The sequence below is a fragment of the Sphaerospermopsis torques-reginae ITEP-024 genome, from assembly GCF_019598945.1.
Classification (GTDB): Bacteria; Cyanobacteriota; Cyanobacteriia; order Cyanobacteriales; family Nostocaceae; genus Sphaerospermopsis.
In genome coordinates this window covers 2579714-2597269 of the sequence record NZ_CP080598.1, presented here as the reverse complement: position 1 = coordinate 2597269, position 17556 = coordinate 2579714, and the positions used below count along the sequence as shown (strand labels likewise).

Here is a 17556-nt window from a genome sequence, read left to right as displayed (position 1 = left end):
TCAAAAGCTGTTATATCACTGAGTTTTTCATAACCAATTCCCCGCAAGGGGATGGAAATTTCCATATAATTCCCCAGGCAGTATTGTTGGTTTAATTTCGTTTTTCATAACCAATTCCCCGCAAGGGGATGGAAACGCCGTAGCTCTTACCACATACATCTACTAAAATGTCAATTTGTTTTTCATAACCAATTCCCCGCAAGGGGATGGAAACTGACTACAGTAAGTGCTGGAAGACTAAGGATGGCACATTGGTTTTTCATAACCAATTCCCCGCAAGGGGATGGAAACATTTGAAAGCTTTGAAAGTGCAAACTACTGGGTAGCTGGCTTGGTTTTTCATAACCAATTCCCCGCAAGGGGATGGAAACGCCGTAGCTCTTACCACATACATCTACTAAAATGTCAATTTGTTTTTCATAACCAATTCCCCGCAAGGGGATGGAAACAAAACTTGGGGAGAAAAAAGATAGAATTACTAAAAAATGCGATCGCTTAGTTTTGATGAATATTCAATAAACTTTGATTTTCAAACACCCTCTTAAACAATTGTCAATTATCAATTATCAATTATCAATTTGAACAGCTTTTGCAGTACCAATACAAAAAAATTGAACTTTCCAAAATAGACAATAAACAATGTACAATTGAAAATTATATTGACTGCAATTAGTTCTTTTTTTTCCCCTAAAAAGAAAAAGTTTGAAACCTTAAATTAAACAATTGTCAATTATCAAATATCAATTATCAAATTGAACAGCTTCCCCTATCCACCCACACCGCAAATATTACATTGGTTAGCAGCAGGACAACTAGCCAACCGTTTGCAGCGTTCAATTAGACTATGGGTAATATTAAACAAACTGTATGGGGAAGAAAACTGGACAACGGACTTAGCAAAAAAATTTACCTACGCACAACTACGCGATCGCCTATTTTCCTACTATCACCCCAAAAGCGAAAAACTCAACGCCGAACAAATAACCACCAAATGTCAGGACCCCACCTGCATCTGTCATCAAAGCGGATGGCAAATTATCCAAACTGCAAATAGCCACATTTGCCAAACCCAATGGCAACAAGAAATACAACAACTCACTGGTATCAGTTCCCAACAACTGCACCAACAACTACAACAACCCCCCTTTGCAACCGTTCATCGTTCCCTCAGAGATGATCTCAAACAGCTAACTCATTTAGGATGGCTGCAAACAGTAGTCAAAGGAGAATATCAAACCCTAGCCAAAACCGAACTTCCAGCACCAACAATTTTTGCAACAGCACAAACCACCTTTACCCAACTCTCCCTACCCCAAACCTGGGAACTACTGCACGTCTTAGAGTCTATATCCTTTGTCCAGCCAAACCTAGATATCATCATTCAAAATTTGTGGGAACAAATAGTAGATCATACCCATACATCCCCCACCACCCAAGAACCACAACAACGGATATTTCTGCATTTAGACTATATACTCTCTCAAGAAATGCAGGATCAGGTAGACAACTATCAAGAACAGCTAGAACAACTGTGGCGTATACCTGCTGCTGGAGTAGTGCAGTTTGAATATTGGATCGCAGCTACAGCAAGCAAAGTACAAATAACCGTTTATCCCGTGTGTTTGCATTATCTCCGACGTGCCAAATATCTCAGCGCCTATGGCATAGATCCCCAAGGAAATATCAAATGGCACAACTACCGACTGGACCGCATCGCCTCAGAAAAATTGCAAATTCTTCCTTGGGGAGATCCTGGTATACCCAAAGAATTAAAAGAAATGTGGCACAGTGGCAACTTACCCACCCCAGAATATGTACAAACAGAATTAGAAAAAGCTTGGGGTTTCAACTTTTACCTGCAACGGGAATTATTGATCATTCGTTTTCCGCCAGCATTTGCCCAATGGTATGTAGATAAAACATTTCGCCATCATTCCTTCCAGCGTATTGCCTATGAACAACTAGCAAATTTAATTACAGCAGACATTCCCGAAACCCAACAGCGGCAAATATTAGATATTATCAAACACAGAAATAAACAAGATATTTATTATCAAGCTTGGATACGTACTGGGGATATTAATGTTTTGATGCGGTTACGAGACTGGCGACCAAATGGAGAGGTGATAGCACCTTTGTCTATTCGTCAACGACTCAAAGAAGAAGCGATCAAAGAATTAGCTAATTATTAATTGCCAATCATCCAATCTAAATGTTGTGGTAATAATATTCCTAAATCATAATTATTAACTATTGTCTTGCGTGCAGCGTTACGAATAGAAATCATATCTGGAGAATTATCTAAAGCTGTATTCACCTTTTCCGCAATTTGTTGGGGAGAAAAGAAATCTACCAACAGTCCATTTTTACCATCTTTAATTACTTCCTTAACTGGTGCAGTATCAGAAGCTATTAACAAACATCCTGCGGACATTGCTTCTAACATTGACCAGGATAAAACAAAAGGAAAAGTTAAATAAATATGGGCTGAGGATGCTTGTAAAACTTGCAAATATTCAGAGTAAGGTAGTAAACCTGTAAAGTGTAATCTGGTTAAATCTAAATCTAATTTTTCTAACATTAATTGTTTATAAGTTTTACCATCAGGAAGATTTTTTCCATAGGCTACTCTATCTTCTCCCACAACTACAATATGACAGTTTGGGCGTTGTTGTTGAATTAATGCTACTGCTTCCATAAACTGAGGAAAACCGCGATAAGGTTCCATTCCTCTGGCCACATAGGTAATTAATTCTGAAACATGAGAAAGATCAAGATTAATCCGGGGTAAAATTAATTTAGCATCTGGCTGAGGATTAAAATAATTAGTATCAATTCCATCGTGACAAACAGTGATTTTTTGATAATATTCTGGGGGAAATTGTTGACGTTGCCAATTAGTAGGAGAAAGTCCGCGATCGCAATGGTATAAATCTAGTAAAATTGGTGAATTTTTGACTTTAATACGACACAAATCATCTGCATTTAACGGATCACTGGGATCAAAATCTGCATCAGAACCGCAAGCATGATAAAACCATTCAAAGAAACATAATAATTCGGCTTTCGGGAAAATTTCTTTCATAAATAATGTTAGACCCCAGCCAGAATGTCCATAAATTATATCGGGAATAAAACCCTGTCTTTTAAGTTTTTCTGCCATGCGATATACAGCTTGTCCGGTGAGAATTGCATTTTCTAAATTGCGGATATAATGATGAGTTTGGGGTGCTGCTGTGCGGGAAGGTTCATAAATAGCTTTCAATACTCCTGGTATTGATCCTTCTTGACGATTTGTACCAAATACTACTTGATATTTATCATCTTTGCCTAAAGCTGTGGCCAGGTGACGAAATTGGGCGGGAAAGTTGGGATGTAAAAATAAAATACGTTTGGGATGTTGAGAAGTATTTTTCATGATAGTCAACTGTGTACAAAACCGTCAATGGAAAAATAGGGAATGGTAAAAAATTCTACCTATTCCCTCATTACTTACCCCTGATTTGATGGCTGATTGATTTGGTATAAATAGTAAGTTGCCATAGGAATGACAGTAGCTGCAATTAACAATCCTACTACCCAAGCAGTAGCATTACCTTTGTTTTTGTCGGTTTCTTCCGCATTGCTAAAAGTGCTTTCTACCTGTACAGTTTGTTTTTCTGCTGGTGGACCAGGATCAGGTTTACCAGAAAGGACTGCTACTAGGCGATCGCGCACGTCCAAAAATCCTTGATTATATTTGTTACCATCCCGCAATGCTGCCCCTAGTGTTTCTTCTGTGACACTATTAGCGATCTCATCAGTCAAGAGAGTTTTCACTTGATCCCCGCTGACAATAGTTGCACCATTAGTTAGAGTATCAACGATCAAAATCGCTTGGTTAGCTTGTGCTTCTGGTGTAGGAAACCATTTTGTAAATAGTCCTTTGGCAAAACTTTCCGGTGTTTCCCCATAGTCGAAACGGTGAATGGTAACAATTCTTACTTCATTACCAGTTTCCTGGGCTAAGTCTTTAAAAGCACCGCTGATTTGACCTTCATTAAAACGGCTAAGAACATCACCTTCATCTATAATCCAGGTATCTGCTGTGAGGTTGGGTATTTGATATACTCCAGTAGCAAAAGCAGGTGTGACAAAAACAGAAATAGCCATCATCATCACCAATACAGGTACAATGAGACGGGTAAGGTATGAATGACCACTAAATAATTGCTTGAGTAGCTGTTTCATGAAATGAATCCTACTAAAATACTCTTGCAATCAAAATACTACATAATCTAGGTCAAAAGCATCTGATTTGAGGATAATTCCTGGATGGTAAAATTACCAGGATTTATTTCAGGATTTATTTGTCAAATCAATCTAAAATCTAAAATCTCATGACAATCATCTTAACTAACGACGACGGTATCGACGCACCAGGTATTCAAGCTTTACTGAAAGCGGTAAACGACAAAAATGTAATTATTGCAGCGCCCGCTTCCCATCAGTCTGGTTGTGGACATCAAGTGACGACAACTGAAGCGATTAAACTAGAACGTCGTTCTGATTTTGAATATGCTATTGCTGGTACTCCTGCTGATTGTGTGAGAATTGCCATAACACAAATTAGTCAAGATGTCAAGTTTGTACTGTCAGGAATTAATGCTGGTGGTAATTTGGGGGTGGATGCGTACATTTCTGGGACTGTTGCTGCTGTGAGAGAAGCTGCGATGCACGGTATTCCCGGTGTGGCGATTTCTCATTATCGCAAAGCTAAACTCAATTATAATTGGGATTTAGCGGCTAAATGGACATCAGTAATATTAGCAGATTTACTGAAAAAACCTTTAGAACCTGGTAGCTTTTGGAATGTGAATTTACCCCATCTACTACCGGGAGATGCTGACCCAGAAATGGTTTTTTGTCCACCCTGTACCAAACCTTTACCTGTAAATTATCGCATAGAAGGTGATAATTTTTATTATGTTGGTGAATATGGTAAACGCGATCGCACTCCTGGTAGTGATGTAGATATATGTTTTTCTGGCAATATTGCAATTACTCAGTTAAAGGTTTGATCATGCCAATTTTGGATTTTGGATTTTGGATTTTGGATTTGAGATTTGAGATTTTGGATTGAAAAAATTGGTTTCATAAGCTACCCAAAAAGTTATCTTGCTACGGTTGTAATTTTTATCCCTATCTGCAAACATGGGTGTTTTTGAATTGTTCATGTTTCTTCATCGACACTTTGCAGCAAAAACACAATTTTATCTACAGATTTTGTGAGTTGATTGATTTCTTGTAGTGAATCTTTTTGTGTTTCAGCGAGACTTTGTACAGCATCACACAAGGCAAAAATTTGATATCCTTGCTGCTGTACTTGCTTTCCTTGTGCTTCTACTTGTACGCTCAAAGCATCTACTCTTTGAGCTAAACGTTCAATAGTATCGGTAGTAGAAAGCACAGCTTCACCAATTTGCTCAACAATAGATTCTAAGCGGTTTATTTTAGCTTCTATTCCTGCGGATATCATTTCTGGAGCGCCCCAATTTTGAGAAATCATCATAGTAATATTGTTAATATTCATCAAATAATTTCCTAATCAGCACTAAACTGTACTAAGTGAAGTTTGAGAATCAAACAAAAATGCCATCTGTAGCAATGCTATCTGATTAAGGATTGGTAAATCCTGTAATTAGCAGATGTTTAGTAGCAATATTAACCTGATTTTCGGAAGTATTTGGGATATTTAAAAAATAATACAAAATTGGGTAATTGTGCAGAATTGTGTGATTTTTTTTAACGATAATTATCACTAGATTGATAATTAAAAGTTATACAACTACCCTCAAAGTATTTGCTTGCTATTAGATTACTGCATTGGCGAAAAATACGACACCAATTGCACAAAAAGTTAACCCAACCCAACGAATTGTTTTGTGAAATATCTGCTTACTTGCTTGTTTTGTGAACATAATACCAATTTTTCTAGCAGACAAGACAATTGCTGTTTGAGTTAAGCTAACACCTATCAAATATGTGGCCATGGTTGATATTTGAGCGCCTATAATTGCTTGACTATCAGCATAACCATGAAATAACCCAGCGATAACACCGAGTATGGTACAAGCTAACCAACTGATTTGGGTAGGTAGGATGAAAATTATACCAAAGATGATAGAGAAGAAGGCGATCGCTATTTCTATACCTGGGGCTATACTTGGTAGATTTAATGAAGATAAATGTATTATTTGTCCAAATAAAGCAGCAAATACAAAAGCTAAACCGATCCAAGCACCACGTATAAATCTAGCAGAGAGTAAACCAACAGCGACAATACCAGCTAATCGATCCAAACCAATCACTGGATCAGCGATACCCCAAATAAACCCTTCCCAACAGTTATAAATGGTGTGTTCAATGGGCGATCCCCCTGATGAAGTGATCAGACTGATGAGAATTAAAGCAGCGATCGCACCCATGAGACGATACTGTTGAGAAGTAGGTACTGGATTAGTACCATCAGATACAGATAATTTAGTTTTGAACATAGTGATGATAGATCAGATTATTCTTATTGGTGGTTTATATTACCCCAATATTGAAAAAAAATGTCAGAATTTAGGAGTAGGGGCGAAGCATTCGGAAAATAGCCTTGGAGAAAAATTGATCATTAGTCGCCCGAATGGTTCGCCCGTACAGGAGTCAGGAGTCAGGAGTCAGGAGTCAGGAGTCAGGAGTCAGGAGTCAGGAGTCAGAATATTTTACTTACAGAATGCTGTACGAGAATCTTCTAATATTAGTCAGTAATTAGTGATCAGTAATTGGTTAAAATAGCGGTAGGAAATAAATTGGAGTTCCGTCCGTCTACTTGAGATTATTTCTGGATTGAATTAAGAATTAAATTGTATGTCTTCCTCTAAATCAAAATCTGACAAACGCATAATTTACCAAGAATTTGGTAATGATAATTCACCTGCTTTAGAACGTCCAGTACAAGAACTACCCCCAAACCAACAAAATGTGAGGGTACAAGCTACCCGTGCAGGAAGGAAGGGAAAAACAGTTACGGTTATTACCGGGTTTCAAACCAAAGCAGAGACTTTAAATGGGTTACTTAAACAATTAAAAACCCAATGTGGTACTGGAGGAACATTAAAAGAGAATGAAATTGAAATTCAGGGAGATCATAAACAGAAGATTTTAGAGATTTTGGTCAAGTTAGGTTACAAAGCTAAAATCAGTGGTGGTTAATGTAGGGGTTTAGCATTGCTAAACCCTGAGCTAAACCCTGACTGTAAGTTCGGTTTACCGTATATTTTCAGGAATCCTATTTACAGAAAGTGATGTTAACTGTAGAGAAGTGGAACATTAACAGGAGGCTGAAATGGATTTAGTAAGAATATTATGCGCGATTTTTCTGCCACCTCTAGGAGTATTTTTGCAAGTAGGTTTTGGTTTGGACTTTTGGATTAATATTGTGTTAACTTTATTCGGTTATATTCCTGGTATTATTCATGCAGTTTGGGTGATTGCCAAGAAATAATATCAGCATTCAGCCATCAGCTATCAGCAGTCAGCAAGACACTAAAACCATCAATAATAGGCTGTAAATTGCTCTCATTAATACTGGTGTAATTTTACAGAACCGGAACAAGATCCCTGTTATTAATTCAGTGTCTTTCTAGAGAATAGCTGATTACTGATAGCTGAATAATTACGTAAAAAATTATCACAAAAAGCCAAAATATGAAAGTAAAGTATCCTATTAATTTACACAAAGGTCTAACTTTTTTTATAGTGTTAGGACTAATGTTTTTATACCATAATTTTACCACTGGAGCTTGGGTTTATCTTGTCCTTCATGGTACTTATGGTTTTCTTTGGTTACTAAAAGATCGTATTTTTCCAGATAAACAATGGGAAGAAGAAATGCCGAATTTGATGGGAATTATTACCTTTATCATCTTAGGTTTATATTGGGTAGCACCATTTATTCTCATTAGCAGTGGTACTGTTCCACCTTTACCGTTAGTAACTGCGGCTATTTCTTTAAATATTGTGGGGGTGTTTTTGCACTTTGCTAGTGATGCTCAAAAATATTATACACTTAAATACAAAACTGGACTAATTACAGAAGGTTTCTTTGCTAGATGTCGTAATACTAATTACTTGGGAGAAGTCTTGATTTATCTAGCATTTGCTATGTTAGCACAGCATTGGTTACCTTTTCTAATTCTGAGTTTATTTATAGCCATGATATTTGTTCCCAATATGCGGAAAAAAGATCAATCTTTGTCTCGATATCCTGAGTTTGAGGAATATAAAGAAAGTTCTGGGTTGCTGTTTCCTAAACTATTTATTTCCAGGAATCTCAATAAAGAAGAAACAACAGCTTAAAGCGAAATTGATTTGCTATAGAGTGAATCCATAAATATAGACTTTTTACCTGTTTACCAGAAGGAAAGTTTTATGAATTACAAAGCAATGACATTGGCGGCAATTTTGGGGATTTCTACACCTGCAATTATAGATGTAGCAATGACTCAACCTGCGCTGGCACAAAAGTTTAATTATCCCAAGGGACATTTTGGTGATCAAGATTGGGAAGTAAGTTTATATTTTCAAAATAATGTCTATTCCTATTATGGAGAAAATCGCCGTAATCGTAATTCCAACATTAATCTATCTGGTGCTGTAACTTCAGGAACTAATGATCGGCAAGTTTATACTTGGAATAATAATGGTATGAAATATCGAGTAACTTGGCGGCCTAGTGATCCTAATTTTATTCGTGTTCAGGTGATTAATTCAAAAGGGAAGGTGATTTTAAATCGGCTACTTCAGGCTATTAACTATGATGATGTGATCTCTCCATAGATTAAGTTTAGGTTTGATGATATTGGGTAATTGGTGATAACTGATTACCTAGTTTTTTTGTAGTAAAAATTACATTTAGTAATTAAATTTTGATAGACATAAATAAATAATTGATTACTGGGTATATAATTTTTGTGATTATACGTTACAATTACTGATGCAAGTTATACTTAAATCAGTTAATAATCTAACAATATGATAGGTTTTGTGTTATGTTTATAACCAAAACAATTTCATCATTTAAAAATATTACCGTTTTGAATCTCAAGGTATTTAGGTATGAAAAAGATCAATAATTCATCTGACTTGTTTCGTCTCAACCGTCGGATGTTTTTAAATCTACTGGTTTCTAGTGTTGGAGTTTATCTGACTAAAGATGTAATTTTTCCAGAAGTTGCGAGTGCGAATAATGATAATTTTCAGGAAAAATATCATGTTTTTGTTCCCTATGATATCGCTAGAAGGGGTGGTATTCAAACAGTTACTTTGAGGTCTGGAGATACTTGTAAGGTAACAATTCCTGCGAGGATCATTGAAAATAATACAATTTCTATTCCTAAAATTGGGTTACAAGGTAATGATGTTACTTTCATTTTGCATAGTTTATATGATCCAGATGTGAGAATCGCTGATAAAATTTATCAAGAAATAGATAAAGCTGATTTTATTCGTAAAGATGCTACTAAATCCCAAGTAAAACAAATTTATGAATTAGTTGAAGATAGTGAATATATAGAAGATACGATTTCTCTGGATTTATTGCAATATTTGGTAGCTTCATCTAACTTAGATGAACAAATCCGCCAAAGGTATGAAATAGCTCATCAAAATTGTCTGTTAAATATCATTGAAAAAGCGATTGAAACAGCACTAGCTAAATCTAAAATTTCTGAAGATAAAAAGAAAAGAATTAGAGGGACATATCAATATGTGAGAGCTTCAGAACCAGTGCCTGATTTTAGTTATCTAGAAGATTTAGAAGCTATTATTGCTGGTTCAGATATTCCTATGTCCATTAAAAATATCTATTCAATTGCAAGTGCTAAATCGAGAGCTTTTACTGTAGATGTAATTATTGTTAAATTAATTCAAGATAATCAATACTTAAGTTTGCAAAATAAAGAAACCTATTTACGAACTTACAAAGAAATTCGGGCTGGTGAAAAAATATCTGATCAAAATACTTTGCAACTTCTAAATTTATTTATTTTAGGTTCTAATATTTCATATAGTAGCAAAGTAGTTTATTTAATGGCACAGAATATATTTGTGGAAAAGGATGCCGAATCTGCCAAAGAAAACTTTGGTGGAGTTAAAAATGTAGCTAATTTCGTTACTAAAGCAGGTAGCAATATTGTACCCATAGGTCAGGGTGTTCTCAATGTTTTAGGAGCAGAAACAGCGACAGGTGTAGCTATTAGTAGTTTGAGTGGAGCAGCATCTACCACAGCAACTTTAGTATACTTAGGAGGTGGTTCTGTAGCTGCTGGTGGCTTGGGAATGCTTGGAGGTTTAGCCGTAGTTACTGGGGGAGCAGCTTTAATAGGGGCGGCTGGACTATTATCTGTTGCTCTTGTGTCTCAAATGGATGGAGAAGATTATAAGAATTTAGGAATTGCTACAGCAACAGGAACTTTAACTGGTGCAGGTGCGGTTCTCATTGCTTGGACTGCTGCTTCTATGTTGGAGATAGCAGGTACATTATCAGGAGCAGCTGCTATTACTACAATTATTTCAGCTTTAGGAGGACTAAGTGTTATTACAGGAGGTGCATCTTTAATAGCATTTGGTGCAGGTTTTGTAGTGTGGTCATTTCTCAAAGGGCAAAAACATAGAGATGGAAATATACTACATCAACTGGAATCAAGATTGTACACTTTAACGGAAATTCCAGCTGATCCTGAGCTAAAAGATTTTATAGAGTTTCTTGACAAGGAATTAAATCAATATTCTCATATAGAAGGATTTTTAATTGCTCCTAATATTCCTATAGATAAGCTATCCAATGCTATATCTAGCTATGCAGATTCACTACTTGAAGCTGATGAAAAAATATTAGCAATGAAAAATACTGGTTTTTGGAATGATGGGAAGGAAGGTATTATTTTAACTAACAAAAAACTAATTTGGAAAAATGGATGGTCAGAACCTGAATTTATTGCTTTTTATGCAATATCTGAATATCGAAAATTACCACAACTTGCTACAGATGAAGAAAATACATATTTTTATCACCTCGCACAAAAAATAGGGCAAAATTACAGTGATCTTTAAAATCTAGGTTGTAAATATAAGTTTTGGCAAATTAGCAAATAAATAATTTAATGTGGGCATTTTGCCCACTTTTTAATAGATGTTGATTAGTTGTTGGTAATGATTCAACTTGCTAAGTAAACTTCCAAACTAGCATCATTTATGTTCCTGTGAGAAAATTCATCAAATAATTGAAAGAATTTATAAAAAGCTTCTTTTTCATCAATGGAATTTAAGAGAATAATACTATCCCATCCTTGACTTTCACTAATATTATATTTATTCTGTATCCATTCTTGAAATTGATCAAATTCTTGTTCTTGTGCGGTACGTGTTAATCCTAATTCCATTCTCCCTTGACTATAACCAACTAATAACATATTTAGTCTAGTAATGGAACAATGACCTCAATACATTCCTGGTCTTTGTTTAATTCTTTCTAATAAATTATAGAGGTATTCATTTTGCACATCTAGCATTTTTTTAATCTCCTAAAATTCTAATTCTGTAATTGGAAATTGCTGCCCAAAATGTAATAATCCTTGAAACCAAAGATGCCTATATGTTATAATATGTTTAACATCTAGATTAACAAAAAAATAACAATGAGTTTAGTAATTTCTGAAGATATTGTTCAAGCCAGTGGATTATCAGAAAAAGAATTAGTTTTAGAACTGATTATCCTCTTATTTCAAAGAAAAAAAATTAGTATTGGTAAAGCATCTCAACTAGCGCAAATGCCCTTACTAGAATTTCAATCTGAATTAGCAATTAGAAATATCCCTGTTCATTATGATGAAAGTGATTTGGAAGTTGATTTAAAAAACCTGGGAATTATCTAAACAAATATTTATGATCGTTGTTAGTAACACTTCACCTATTACGAATTTATCTGCTGTAGGCAAAATTCACTTATTACAGCAACTTTATGGCGAGATTATTATACCAGCAGAAGTTTTTCAAGAATTAACCCAGTGGGGAGACTCAATACCAGGAGCAAAGGAAGTAAAAACTTATGACTGGATTATTGTTAAACCTGTTAAGAATTTAAATTTAGTACAATCTTTGAGAAATAAATTAGATGCTGGAGAAGCTTCAGCAATAGCTTTAGCATTAGAATTAAATGCAGATTGGCTAATTATAGATGAACAATTAGGTAGACAAACAGCAATAGAACATAACTTGAAAATAACAGGTATTTTAGGAATTTTAATTGAGGCAAAACGTCAGCAATTAATTCCATTAGTTAAACCCATTCTCGATGATTTAATTAATATAGCTAAATTTTGGGTTAATCCCTCTCTATATAATCGTGTTTTATCCATTGTTGGAGAATGATAATAGGTAACAGGTAAAAACCCATTACCAATTACCAATTACCTATTAGCCAAATATTGATACATCTCCCAACGTGCATCAACTTCCGCTTGCGCTTGCGCTAACAATTGTTTAGCAATTTCCGGTTTACTCTTAATCAACATCTTAAACCGGTTCTCCTGATACATGGATTTTTCTACCGACTCAGAAGGTGCTTTCATATCTAATTGTAGAGGATTTTTACCCTGTTCTTGCAATGCAGGATTATAACGATATAACAACCATCTACCGGAGTCAACTAAGGCTTTTTGTTGTTGTAAACCAGTGGTCATATCAATCCCATGAGCAATACAATGACTGTAGGCAATAATTAAGGATGGACCATCAAAAGCTTCCGCTTCTAAGAATACTTTTAATGTGTGTTCATCCTTCGCACCTAAAGCGACACTGGCCACATAAACATTACCGTAAGTCATGGCCATTAAACCTAAATCTTTCTTCGCTGCGGGTTTACCACTAGCTGCAAATTTAGCCACAGCAGCAGTAGGAGTTGCTTTAGAAGATTGACCACCTGTGTTAGAATAAACTTCTGTATCCATAACCAAGATATTGACATTTTTACCACTGGCTAAAACATGATCAATTCCATGAAAGTCAATGTCATAAGCCCAACCATCACCACCTACTATCCACACACTTTTCTTGACTAAATAATCAGCGAGGGATTTTAGATTTTCAACCGCAGATAAACGCTGATTAACGCGGATATTTTTTTCTTCTATCTGCGTACATCTGTGTGCATCTGCGTTCGTAATTTCATCAAGTTTTTGTTTGAGAACTGCAACATTTTCCCGTTGTTCCCAAATATCTGCTTCAGTTTTTTGGGCATTTTTGAGGATATCATTAACTAATTTATCCCCAACTTCACTACTTAATTGTTGCAATAATTCGGCTGCAAATTCTGCTTGTTTATCAATAGATAAACGATAACCAAAACCAAATTCGGCGTTATCTTCAAATAAACTATTAGACCATGCTGGACCCCTTCCTTCTGCGTTTTGAGTCCAGGGAGTTGTGGGGAGGTTTCCACCATAAATAGAAGAACAACCTGTAGCATTAGCAATGAGTGAGCGATCGCCAAATAATTGTGTTAATAATTTAAGATATGGTGTTTCTCCACATCCTGCACAAGCACCGGAAAATTCAAACAATGGTTCTTGCAGTTGTTGTTGACGAATTTGATTTAATTTCAACTTTCTGCGATCGGGATTTGGTAAACTTAAAAAGAAATCCCAGTTTTCTCTTTCCTGTTCTCTCAGGGGTAACTGCGGACTCATGTTGATAGCTTTTTTGGTGGGTTCTGCTTTATTTTTCGCAGGACAAACATCCACACAAATACTGCAACCTGTACAGTCTTCCGGTGCAACTTGGATAGTAAATTTTTGACCTGCAAAACTTTTATCTTTTGCATTTGCTGACTTAAAACTTGCAGGTGCATTTGCTAATTTATCCGCTTCATAAACCTTAGCGCGGATAGTTGCATGAGGACAAACCATCACACATTTACCACATTGAACGCAGACATCCTCATCCCAAACCGGAATTTCTTCCGCAACGTTGCGTTTTTCCCATTTTGCGGTTGCAGTGGGGAAAGTTCCATCTGGGGGTAAAGCACTTACAGGTAAGTCGTCACCTTCCCAAACCATAATTTTACCCAAAACTTTATCTACAAATTCTGGTTTGGTAATTGGTAATTGGTAATTGGTAATTGGTGATTGCTGATTTTTCTTACTACTTGTTGTAGCAGGAATTTTGATTGCGTGGAGATTTTCTAAGGTGTTATCAACAGCTTTTAAATTCATGTTGACAACATCTGCACCTTTTTTACCATAGGTTTTTTCAATCGCTTGTTTAATTTTAGCGATCGCCTCTTTTTCTGGCAATACCCCCGCTAATTTGAAGAAACACACTTGCATAATAGTGTTAATTCTTCTTCCCATCCCGCTATTTTTCGCCACCTGACTAGCATTAATAGCATAAACTTTCAGGTCTTTATCAATAATTTGCTGTTGCACCTTTACAGGTAAATTTTTCCAAACTTCCTTCGCAGGATAGGGACTATTTAATAAAAATGTCGCTCCAGTGGCAGCATTTTTTAAGATATCAATTGTCTCCAGAAAACCCCAATGATGACAACCGATAAAATTAGCTTGGTTGATCAGATAAGTTGAGCGAATTTTCTCAGCACCAAACCGTAAATGAGAAACCGTCATTGAACCAGACTTTTTAGAATCATACACAAAATAACCTTGAGCATTATTTTCTGTACCTTCTCCAATAATTTTAATAGAGTTCTTATTTGCACCTACCGTACCATCAGAACCCAAACCATAAAACATTGCACGCACAACGCTATCTGGTTCTGTGGAAAACTCAGGATCAAAATTCAAAGAAGTAAAAGTGACATCATCATTAATCCCAATAGTAAAATGATTCTTGGGTTTTGATTTCCCAAGATTATCAAAAACCGCTTTTACCATTGTAGGGGTAAACTCTTTAGAAGATAACCCATATCTACCCCCCACAATTTTCGGGAATGTGGTTTTTTTCCATCCTTCATGGATAGCGGTGACTACTTCTAAATATAAAGGTTCACCTGCGCTTCCTGGTTCTTTAGTTCTATCCAAAACCGCAATAGACTTGACACTATTAGGTAAAGATTCAATAAATCTACCCACATCAAAAGGTTGAAAAAGTCGAACTTTAATAACTCCCACTTTTTCACCTTTATTATTCAGATAATCTACAGTTTCATGGACAGTTTCACAACCAGAACCCATGAGAATAATTACCCGATCCGCTTTGGGATGTCCATGATATTCAAATAATTTATAATATCGTCCTGTTTGTTCTCCAAACTTATCCATAATACGTTGCACAATATCAGGACAAGCATTATAAAAAGGGTTTGCACCTTCACGGGATTGAAAATAAACATCCGGGTTTTGTGCAGTTCCTCTTAACACTGGTTTATCGGGAGTTAAACAGCGTTGACGATGTGCAGAAACTAATTCTAAAGGTATTAATTCCCGTAAAACATCATCAGATAATAACTCAATTTTTTGCACTTCATGGGAAGTTCTAAACCCATCAAAAAAGTGCATAAAAGGTACTCTAGTTTCTAAAGTTGCAGCTTGAGAAATGAGCGCAAAATCATGACTTTCCTGTACAGAAGCAGAACATAAAAATGCAAAACCTGTGCTTCTAGCTGCCATCACATCACTATGATCACCGAAAATAGATAAAGCGTGGGTAGCTAAAGAACGTGCGGAAACATGAAGGACAAAACTAGTTAATTCTCCCGCAATTTTAAACAAATTGGGAATCATTAATAACAAACCTTGGGAAGCGGTGAAAGTTGTACTTAAAGCACCTGTTTGTAATGCACCATGCACCGCAGCAGCAGCACCACCTTCACTTTGCATCTGGGTGACATTAGGAATTGTACCCCATAAATTAGGTTTATTTTCTGCCATCCAAGCATCCGCCCATTCACCCATATTTGATGATGGTGTGATGGGATAAATTGCAATTACTTCATTTAATTTGTAAGCTACACGCGCAACTGCTTCATTACCATCAATTGCGGCAAATTGTTTAGCTAATTTAGCCATGATTTTTTCTTCCTGTGTCTGTTGTGGTTATTTTCAATTTACGCAGATCGTCCTAAAATATAAGATTGAAAACTTGCTAAACTCAGGAAGTAATTTTGTAATTTTTTCTACTTTTTTAAAGCTCACGCAGAGGCGCAGAGGCGCAGAGAGAGTCAGGAGAGTTTTTAATAATATAAGTTTGACTGTAATTACGAATTACGAATTATTAATTATTGTAGCAGGTGGTTAATATAATATCTATTTTTATATTAATGCTGTACTCAAGATGGGAAAGGTTTGATTTGTTAAAGTTTTCTGATTTTCAAGGGGTGGGGGTGCAGGATATTTTAAAAAAAGATATTAACAAAGAAATGATGATGACTATTAACTGGGAAGATATTTGATAAACAGGAAAATGCCTCACTTGTTCCCAGTCTCCAGACTGGGAATGTAAACCTAGAGGTTCTACCTCTGTGTTCTCTGTGACTCTGTGGTTCGTTTTCCATCCTTCCCAGTTGTCAAACGAATAATTTCAACCTAGATATTTATTGGGTATCTGGGTATGTATATATTTTTATTTTATATGCTAAAATAGTATCTATCCTAAAAAAAGAGGTGAAAACATGAACAACACATCTATTAAAGAACAAACAACCTATCAACGAATTTCTGCAATTGTGAAAAATCTGATTGCTAATAATAGTGTGTATCAAGAAAGATTAGAACGAGAACAGATGATTGAAAAAATGTTGGAAATTTTTACTAAACCAAATTCAGGAGATGACGTAGAAACCATAGCTGATGATGACTTATCACAAAGAATTAATAAAATTTTAGCACTACACGCAATGGCAGGTTTATTAGATGATCTAACACCTGAAGAAATGGCAATATTTGATGAAGCGGTGAAACGGAAATAATTCAATGGCATATCTACTAGATACCAACATTGTTACAGCAATTATCAAGCGTAATCCAAAAATAACTACCAAGCTAGAAATTGCTACTCGTCACCAGCAAAAACTTTTTATTAGTGGGATGACTTATTATGAAATTCAAAGAGGTCTTTTAGCTATAAACGCTACGAGAAAGTTAATTGATTTCGAGAAGTTATCCCATGAATACACGATATTGCTATTAGATGATATGGCAATTTTCAAAAAAGCATCAGAAATTTATGCTGACTTAAAACAAAGAGGTTTACCAATTCAAGATGCAGATATATTTATAGCCGCTACCGCAATAATTCACGATTTAACCTTAGTTTCCCATGATTCCGATTTATCAAGAATCACAGGTTTAAAATTAGAAAATTGGTTATAGAAATCAGTAATGACTCGTTCCCAGTCTCCAGACTGGGAATGCAAACCCAGAGGTTCTACCTCTGCAACTCTGTGGTTAGTTTTTTCTATTACTCCTTCCCAGTCTCCAGACTGGTAACGTAAACTCAGAGATACTACGTCAAACA

The 17556-nt window shown here is 35.8% G+C and carries 19 protein-coding genes and 1 CRISPR repeat array (1 of these 20 running past the window's edge); of the genes, 13 read left to right on the top strand and 6 right to left on the bottom strand.

From position 1 onward, the window contains the following. Positions 1 to 449: direct repeats of the CRISPR family, unit length 37 nt; unit sequence GTTTTTCATAACCAATTCCCCGCAAGGGGATGGAAAC (it extends 469 nt beyond the left edge of the window). Between the two features lie 303 nt (positions 450 to 752). After that, positions 753 to 2192, top strand: a complete 1440-nt coding sequence (locus tag K2F26_RS12150) for a TIGR03985 family CRISPR-associated protein (RefSeq protein ID WP_220611684.1) — start codon at positions 753 to 755, stop codon at positions 2190 to 2192. On the opposite strand, the gene K2F26_RS12145 is transcribed toward K2F26_RS12150, so the two are convergent. Next, entirely contained in the window at positions 2189 to 3418 is a 1230-nt protein-coding gene (locus K2F26_RS12145; protein ID WP_220611683.1) for a glycosyltransferase family 4 protein, read from the bottom strand. The two genes, K2F26_RS12150 and K2F26_RS12145, sit on opposite strands and share 4 nt — an antisense overlap. Before the next feature lie 74 nt (positions 3419 to 3492). Further along, on the bottom strand, positions 3493 to 4230 hold the full coding sequence (psb32, locus tag K2F26_RS12140; protein WP_220611682.1) for a photosystem II repair protein Psb32: 738 nt from the start codon (positions 4228 to 4230) through the stop codon (positions 3493 to 3495). Positions 4231 to 4379: 149 nt separating this feature from the next. Here psb32 and surE point away from each other — a divergent pair, with 149 nt between their 5' ends. Next, positions 4380 to 5060 carry a 5'/3'-nucleotidase SurE gene (gene surE, locus K2F26_RS12135; RefSeq protein WP_194053598.1) on the top strand — a complete coding sequence of 227 codons (681 nt, stop codon included), beginning with the start codon at positions 4380 to 4382 and terminating at the stop codon, positions 5058 to 5060. Positions 5061 to 5212: 152 nt separating this feature from the next. Here the strand turns inward: surE and K2F26_RS12130 are convergent, their stop codons facing one another. Then, positions 5213 to 5572: a hypothetical protein gene (locus K2F26_RS12130; RefSeq protein ID WP_194053600.1), complete on the bottom strand. Its 360-nt coding sequence runs from the start codon at positions 5570 to 5572 to the stop codon at positions 5213 to 5215. 280 nt (positions 5573 to 5852) lie between these two features. Next, positions 5853 to 6536 (bottom strand): HupE/UreJ family protein, encoded by a 684-nt coding sequence (locus tag K2F26_RS12125; RefSeq protein ID WP_220611681.1) that lies wholly within the window; start codon positions 6534 to 6536, stop codon positions 5853 to 5855. A 4-nt stretch (positions 6537 to 6540) separates the two neighbouring features. Here K2F26_RS12125 and K2F26_RS12120 point away from each other — a divergent pair, with 4 nt between their 5' ends. The 6 genes from K2F26_RS12120 to K2F26_RS12095 all read left to right on the top strand — a co-directional run bounded on the left by K2F26_RS12120 (position 6541) and on the right by K2F26_RS12095 (position 11139). Further along, positions 6541 to 6795: a hypothetical protein gene (locus tag K2F26_RS12120; protein WP_220611680.1), complete on the top strand. Its 255-nt coding sequence runs from the start codon at positions 6541 to 6543 to the stop codon at positions 6793 to 6795. Between the two features lie 99 nt (positions 6796 to 6894). Further along, on the top strand, positions 6895 to 7239 hold the full coding sequence (locus K2F26_RS12115) for a translation initiation factor (protein WP_220611679.1): 345 nt from the start codon (positions 6895 to 6897) through the stop codon (positions 7237 to 7239). Between the two features lie 133 nt (positions 7240 to 7372). Further along, positions 7373 to 7531 (top strand): YqaE/Pmp3 family membrane protein, encoded by a 159-nt coding sequence (locus tag K2F26_RS12110; RefSeq protein WP_096559101.1) that lies wholly within the window; start codon positions 7373 to 7375, stop codon positions 7529 to 7531. A gap of 203 nt (positions 7532 to 7734) precedes the next feature. Next, positions 7735 to 8385: a methyltransferase family protein gene (locus K2F26_RS12105; RefSeq protein WP_220611678.1), complete on the top strand. Its 651-nt coding sequence runs from the start codon at positions 7735 to 7737 to the stop codon at positions 8383 to 8385. Between the two features lie 72 nt (positions 8386 to 8457). Then, positions 8458 to 8865, top strand: a complete 408-nt coding sequence (locus tag K2F26_RS12100) for a hypothetical protein (RefSeq protein ID WP_220611677.1) — start codon at positions 8458 to 8460, stop codon at positions 8863 to 8865. A 279-nt stretch (positions 8866 to 9144) separates the two neighbouring features. Beyond that, entirely contained in the window at positions 9145 to 11139 is a 1995-nt protein-coding gene (locus K2F26_RS12095) for a hypothetical protein (protein ID WP_220611676.1), read from the top strand. Positions 11140 to 11243: 104 nt separating this feature from the next. On the opposite strand, the gene K2F26_RS12090 is transcribed toward K2F26_RS12095, so the two are convergent. Then, positions 11244 to 11498 (bottom strand): hypothetical protein, encoded by a 255-nt coding sequence (locus K2F26_RS12090; RefSeq protein WP_246605585.1) that lies wholly within the window; start codon positions 11496 to 11498, stop codon positions 11244 to 11246. Positions 11499 to 11723: 225 nt separating this feature from the next. Between K2F26_RS12090 and K2F26_RS12085 the strand changes: the two genes are divergently transcribed. Both K2F26_RS12085 and K2F26_RS12080 read left to right on the top strand, forming a co-directional pair. Beyond that, positions 11724 to 11960 (top strand): UPF0175 family protein, encoded by a 237-nt coding sequence (locus K2F26_RS12085; protein ID WP_220611675.1) that lies wholly within the window; start codon positions 11724 to 11726, stop codon positions 11958 to 11960. A gap of 10 nt (positions 11961 to 11970) precedes the next feature. Beyond that, positions 11971 to 12456 (top strand): PIN domain-containing protein, encoded by a 486-nt coding sequence (locus tag K2F26_RS12080; RefSeq protein WP_220611674.1) that lies wholly within the window; start codon positions 11971 to 11973, stop codon positions 12454 to 12456. A gap of 38 nt (positions 12457 to 12494) precedes the next feature. Here K2F26_RS12080 and nifJ read toward each other — a convergent pair whose 3' ends face one another. Continuing rightward, a complete protein-coding gene (gene nifJ, locus K2F26_RS12075) occupies positions 12495 to 16109 on the bottom strand; it encodes a pyruvate:ferredoxin (flavodoxin) oxidoreductase (RefSeq protein ID WP_220611673.1) in 3615 nt (1204 codons plus the stop codon). A gap of 251 nt (positions 16110 to 16360) precedes the next feature. Here nifJ and K2F26_RS25190 point away from each other — a divergent pair, with 251 nt between their 5' ends. From K2F26_RS25190 to K2F26_RS12065, 3 genes are all read left to right on the top strand, one after another. Then, positions 16361 to 16492, top strand: a complete 132-nt coding sequence (locus K2F26_RS25190) for a hypothetical protein (protein WP_302850057.1) — start codon at positions 16361 to 16363, stop codon at positions 16490 to 16492. Between the two features lie 219 nt (positions 16493 to 16711). Further along, positions 16712 to 17008 carry a hypothetical protein gene (locus K2F26_RS12070; protein WP_220611672.1) on the top strand — a complete coding sequence of 99 codons (297 nt, stop codon included), beginning with the start codon at positions 16712 to 16714 and terminating at the stop codon, positions 17006 to 17008. Between the two features lie 4 nt (positions 17009 to 17012). Beyond that, complete coding sequence (locus K2F26_RS12065; protein WP_194053622.1) at positions 17013 to 17411, top strand: type II toxin-antitoxin system VapC family toxin; 399 nt, start codon at positions 17013 to 17015, stop codon at positions 17409 to 17411. Positions 17412 to 17556: the final 145 nt, after the last annotated feature.

Bases quoted from the DNA above. Each gene is read 5' to 3' on its own strand.
- K2F26_RS12145 (WP_220611683.1), bottom strand. From the start codon at position 3,418: ATGAAAAATACTTCTCAACATCCCAAACGTATTTTATTTTTACATCCC.
- psb32 (WP_220611682.1), bottom strand. From the start codon at position 4,230: ATGAAACAGCTACTCAAGCAATTATTTAGTGGTCATTCATACCTTACC.
- surE (WP_194053598.1), top strand. From the start codon at position 4,380: ATGACAATCATCTTAACTAACGACGACGGTATCGACGCACCAGGTATT.
- K2F26_RS12130 (WP_194053600.1), bottom strand. From the start codon at position 5,572: ATGAATATTAACAATATTACTATGATGATTTCTCAAAATTGGGGCGCT.
- K2F26_RS12125 (WP_220611681.1), bottom strand. From the start codon at position 6,536: ATGTTCAAAACTAAATTATCTGTATCTGATGGTACTAATCCAGTACCT.
- K2F26_RS12120 (WP_220611680.1), top strand. From the start codon at position 6,541: ATGATAGATCAGATTATTCTTATTGGTGGTTTATATTACCCCAATATT.
- K2F26_RS12115 (WP_220611679.1), top strand. From the start codon at position 6,895: ATGTCTTCCTCTAAATCAAAATCTGACAAACGCATAATTTACCAAGAA.
- K2F26_RS12110 (WP_096559101.1), top strand. From the start codon at position 7,373: ATGGATTTAGTAAGAATATTATGCGCGATTTTTCTGCCACCTCTAGGA.
- K2F26_RS12105 (WP_220611678.1), top strand. From the start codon at position 7,735: ATGAAAGTAAAGTATCCTATTAATTTACACAAAGGTCTAACTTTTTTT.
- K2F26_RS12100 (WP_220611677.1), top strand. From the start codon at position 8,458: ATGAATTACAAAGCAATGACATTGGCGGCAATTTTGGGGATTTCTACA.
- K2F26_RS12095 (WP_220611676.1), top strand. From the start codon at position 9,145: ATGAAAAAGATCAATAATTCATCTGACTTGTTTCGTCTCAACCGTCGG.
- K2F26_RS12090 (WP_246605585.1), bottom strand. From the start codon at position 11,498: ATGTTATTAGTTGGTTATAGTCAAGGGAGAATGGAATTAGGATTAACA.
- K2F26_RS12085 (WP_220611675.1), top strand. From the start codon at position 11,724: ATGAGTTTAGTAATTTCTGAAGATATTGTTCAAGCCAGTGGATTATCA.
- K2F26_RS12080 (WP_220611674.1), top strand. From the start codon at position 11,971: ATGATCGTTGTTAGTAACACTTCACCTATTACGAATTTATCTGCTGTA.
- nifJ (WP_220611673.1), bottom strand. From the start codon at position 16,109: ATGGCTAAATTAGCTAAACAATTTGCCGCAATTGATGGTAATGAAGCA.
- K2F26_RS25190 (WP_302850057.1), top strand. From the start codon at position 16,361: ATGCTGTACTCAAGATGGGAAAGGTTTGATTTGTTAAAGTTTTCTGAT.
- K2F26_RS12070 (WP_220611672.1), top strand. From the start codon at position 16,712: ATGAACAACACATCTATTAAAGAACAAACAACCTATCAACGAATTTCT.
- K2F26_RS12065 (WP_194053622.1), top strand. From the start codon at position 17,013: ATGGCATATCTACTAGATACCAACATTGTTACAGCAATTATCAAGCGT.